The sequence below is a fragment of the Streptomyces sp. SID10853 genome (assembly GCF_010548145.1).
In the GTDB taxonomy this organism is placed as follows: domain Bacteria; phylum Actinomycetota; class Actinomycetes; order Streptomycetales; family Streptomycetaceae; genus Streptomyces.
Window position 1 is genome coordinate 1 of the sequence record NZ_JAAGLN010000371.1, and the last position, 4,332, is coordinate 4,332.

Here is a 4,332-nt window from a genome sequence, read left to right on the forward strand (position 1 = left end):
GTCCGTGGTGGAGCCGCCGGCCGGACCGCCGCCGCCCGACGTCGTCGAGCCGCCGTCCGACGTACCGCCGTCGTCCTGGTTCCCGCCGGTCGTCTTGCCGCCGGTGGACGAGGTGCCGCCGTCCGACGACGTACCGCCGTTGGAGCTGCCGCCGTTCGTCTTGCCGCCCGTGGAGGAGGAGCCGCCGTCCGACGACGTACCGCCGCCCGATGTGGACGGGCTCGGCGGAGGCGACGAGGGCGTGTTATTGCTCGGGGTGCCCGACGGGGTGTACGGCGGCTGGTCGCTGTAGTCACCGCCGCTGGACGTACCGGGGTCGGTGCTGGTGTCAGGGGACGAGTCGTCCGTCGGACTGTCACTCGGCTTCTCGGCCTTGGAGTGGGTCGGCGACGGCGACTTGTCGCTCGTCGTGCCCCCGGAGTCCTTGTTGTCGAGGCCGCCCAGTGCGAAGACGATGCCCGCGCCGATGGCGACCACCGCGAGCACGGCGACCACCCAGATCCAGCCGCGGCCGCCCCGGCCCCTGCCGTCCCCGTCGTACGAACCGTCGTCCGGGTTCATGGGCGGCAGGATCGGGCCCTGCGAGGTGTCACCGTGCTGCGGGTGGCCGAGCGCCGTGGTGGCCGCCGTGCCCATCGCCGGGGTGGAACCTCCCTCGTGCATCACGACCGGGCCGGTGTTCCAGGTGCCGGTGTGACCGCCCTGCTGCTGGAGCATCTGCAGCGAGTACGCGACCAGCGCCCGCATCTCCTCGGCGCTCTGGAACCGGTCGTCCGGGTCCTTCGCGAGGGAACGCATCACGAGCCCGTCGAGCTCGGGCGGCACCGCGCCCGACACCTGCGACGGCGGAACGGGCGCGTCCTGGACGTGCTGGTAGACGACCGAGAGCGGGGTCTCCCCGGTGAACGGGGGCCGCATCGCGAGCAGTTCGTACAGCAGGCAGCCGGTCGCGTACAGGTCGGAGCGGTGGTCGACGGCCTTGCCGAGCGCCTGCTCGGGGGAGAGGTACTGGGGCGTCCCCATGACCATGCCGGTCTGGGTCATCGTCGACTGCGCGCCGTGCAGGGCGCGGGCGATGCCGAAGTCCATCACCTTGACCGCGCCGCCGTCCGTGATGATCACGTTGGCGGGCTTGATGTCCCGGTGCACGATGCCGTGCTGGTGCGAGTAGGCGAGCGCCTCCAGCACCCCGGAGACGATGATCAGCGCCTGCTCGGGCGGCGGGGCCTCGGCGTTGATCAGCAGATCGCGGATGGTGCGGCCCTCGACCAGCTCCATCACGATGTAGGGGACGGTGTTGCCGCCCCAGTAGTCCTCGCCCGAGTCGTAGACGGCGACCACGGCGTGGTGGTTGAGGCCCGCGACCGACTGTGCCTCGCGGGTGAACCGGGCCTTGGAGACCGGGTCCTCGGCGAGGTCGGACCTGAGCAGCTTCACGGCGACGGTGCGGCCGAGCCGTACGTCCTCCGCCGCGAACACCTCGGCCATGCCGCCCCGGCCGAGACGGTGGGTCAGCCGGTAACGGCCGTCGCCGACCAGCCCGCCGATGCCCCACGACTCCGGCACGTCCGACACCCCGCCGCCGCCTGCCTCGGATTCGGGTGCCATCAGTCCTCGCCGTCGTGTCGGTCCGCGTCAGCGGTGGTGTACGCGGGTGCTCCGGGTCCTCGCGGCCCAGTGCTTCGCCACGCTACAGGCTCCAGGAGAGGGCCCGGTCCGGCAATGACCGGCTATCAAACCCGGAATGGCGTCACCCATGCAAATCCTGCGTCCTTCCTGTAACGCTTGCGAGACGCTTGATACGCGTACGGTCACGGAACGGGCCCCCTGGCTTGACGTGTCGGTGGCCTCGGGCAGACTTTCCCCGTGGACGGGACCGGGTGTACCGGGGCCGCAGCAGTCCACAGGTGAGCAGGTAAAAGGTCGAGGGGGCTCAGGTCCGCACGGACCGCGAGCGCACCATTCAGTACGGGGCGCGCCACAGCAGTGCGCCATAGGGGGAGCCACGCCATGAGCCAGGACGGCGCGCAGGGCCGCTACGCGGGAGATTCGGTCGCCGGAGGGCGCTACCAGCTCCGTGACCTGCTCGGCGAAGGCGGTATGGCGTCGGTGTACCTGGCCTACGACCAGGCGCTGGACCGGCAGGTCGCCATCAAGACGCTCCATACGGAACTGGGCCGCGAGCAGTCGTTCCGCGAGCGGTTCAGGCGCGAGGCGCAGGCGGTCGCGAAGCTGTCGCACACCAACATCGTCTCGGTCTTCGACACCGGCGAGGACACCCTCGGCGACGCGCTGATGCCGTACATCGTCATGGAGTACGTGGAGGGGCAGCCGCTCGGCTCCGTACTCCAGGCGGACATCGCGCAGCACGGCGCGATGCCGGCCGACAAGGCGCTGAAGATCACCGCCGATGTGCTGGCCGCGCTGGACACCAGCCATGAAATGGGCCTGGTCCACCGGGACATCAAGCCCGGCAACGTGATGATGACCAAGCGCAACATCGTGAAGGTCATGGACTTCGGCATCGCCCGCGCCATGCAGTCGGGTGTCACGTCGATGACGCAGACCGGCATGGTCGTGGGCACTCCGCAGTACCTCTCGCCGGAGCAGGCGCTGGGCCGCGGGGTGGACGCGCGCTCCGACCTCTACTCGGTCGGCATCATGCTGTTCCAGCTGCTGACCGGCCGGCTGCCGTTCGACGCGGACTCGCCGCTGGCGATCGCGTACGCACACGTTCAGGAGGAGCCGGTCGCTCCCTCCTCGATCAACCGCTCGGTCACCCCTGCCGTCGACGCGCTGGTCGCCCGCGCGCTGAAGAAGAACCCGAACGAGCGGTTCCCTTCGGCGGAGTCCATGCGTGAGGAATGCCTGCGGGTCATGACATCGGGCCACACCGGCGCCGCCCCGATGGTGGTCGGCGGTGCCGCCGCGCCGAACAGCGGCTCGGGCGTCGGCTCGGCGGTCTTCCCGCCGGTGGACTCCTCGCTGCCGCAGAGCGGCCAGGTCCAGACGCCCTACCAGCCGGGCCCGTACGGCACACCGACACCCGCGCCGGCACCGTCGTACGGCTACCCGCAGCAGGGCGGCTACCAGACACCCGCGGCCCAGCCCTACGCCTCGCAGCAGTACGGGGTGTCGACCCCGCCGCCGTACGGCGTCCAGCCCGCGACACCGTCCGCCCTCTCTCCGCAGGGCGGCCCGGGCGGCGGCCGGCGGAACATGCCGCTGATCGTGGGGGCGGCCGTGGTGGCCCTGCTGGCGATCGGCGGGGTGATCGTGGCGATGAACATGAACGGCTCGGACGACAAAGCCAAGGCCGACGACAAGACGGCCACCGGTCCTGCGAAGGCCGGGCACAAGGGGCCCGAGCGGGACCGCACGATGGAGACCACGGAGTGCTCGGACCCGCAGCCGGGCGTCACGGACCCGAACAAGATCGAGCTTCCCGACTTCACCTACAAGGACATCCTGTCGGTGAAGGCGTGCGCCCAGGCGGCCGGCTGGCACATCACGACGAAGAAGGAGCCCAGCGGGCAGTGGGGCCAGGACGTCGTCCTGGACCAGTACCCGCTGGCGAACACGAACGTCAGCCCCAAGGACCTCACCATCACGCTGGGGATCTCTACGGGCGACCCGAGCTGAGGCTTCGCGCATCTTCTCGTTGCTTCGTCTTGTTGTTGCTTCTCGGATCCTCGCGGATCCTCGCGTTCGGCGCAGGCCCAGTACACGTACGGCGTGTGCTGGGCCTTTTCGTCGCGCCTGAGATGCCGGAATTGTGATGAGATGTAACGCTTATCCCGTCATTTATCTGCTTTCTGCTGTCGGTGGACCCGACAGGAAAGAGGGGGCATCCGGTGATCGGTCTGGTGGCGCTTGCGGTGGTGCTGTCCCCGGTGTCGGTGGACACGGAGGCGCCACCACCGGCAGCCGTCGCCACGGTCGCCCAGAGCGCACCCCCGGGGGCCGCTCCGGGCGCAGCACCGGGAGCGGTCACGGCCCCACCGGGGGCGGGAGCCATGGGCGGGGACAAGGGCGGAGACACGGGCAGGACCGTGGGCCCGCAGGGCGACGCGGCCGCGGAGACCGACGGGTCCGGCAGCGGCCCGGGCGGATCGAGCACGGGCGGATCAAGTACGGACGGATCGAGTACAAGCGGATCGAGTACGGACGGAAGCCTCGGCGGCGGGGGTGGCGGCGGCGCAGACATCGGGGGCGCCGGGGGTGCGGGCCCGGATGCAGCCGCGGGTGCCGGTGCGGGCGGCGGGCACGTCGGGTCCCTGCCGACGGAGATCGGCGCAGGCGGACCGAAACCTTCCGGCTCCGCCCCCTCCA

At 70.7% G+C, this 4,332-nt stretch carries 2 protein-coding genes; one reads left to right on the forward strand and one right to left on the reverse strand.

What is annotated here, in order from left to right; genetic code table 11:
- The coding region (locus G3I19_RS34790; RefSeq protein WP_164267687.1) for a protein kinase at window positions 1-1,608 on the reverse strand (1,608 nt) is incomplete at its 3' end.
- Window positions 1,609-2,010: 402 nt separating this feature from the next.
- Between G3I19_RS34790 and G3I19_RS34795 the strand changes: the two genes are divergently transcribed.
- Entirely contained in the window at window positions 2,011-3,642 is a 1,632-nt protein-coding gene (locus tag G3I19_RS34795; RefSeq protein ID WP_164267688.1) for a protein kinase, read from the forward strand.
- The last annotated feature ends 690 nt before the right edge of the window (window positions 3,643-4,332 follow it).

Excerpts from the sequence above, each read along its gene's own strand:
- G3I19_RS34795 (WP_164267688.1), top strand. The coding sequence starts at position 2,011 with ATGAGCCAGGACGGCGCGCAGGGCCGCTACGCGGGAGATTCGGTCGCC.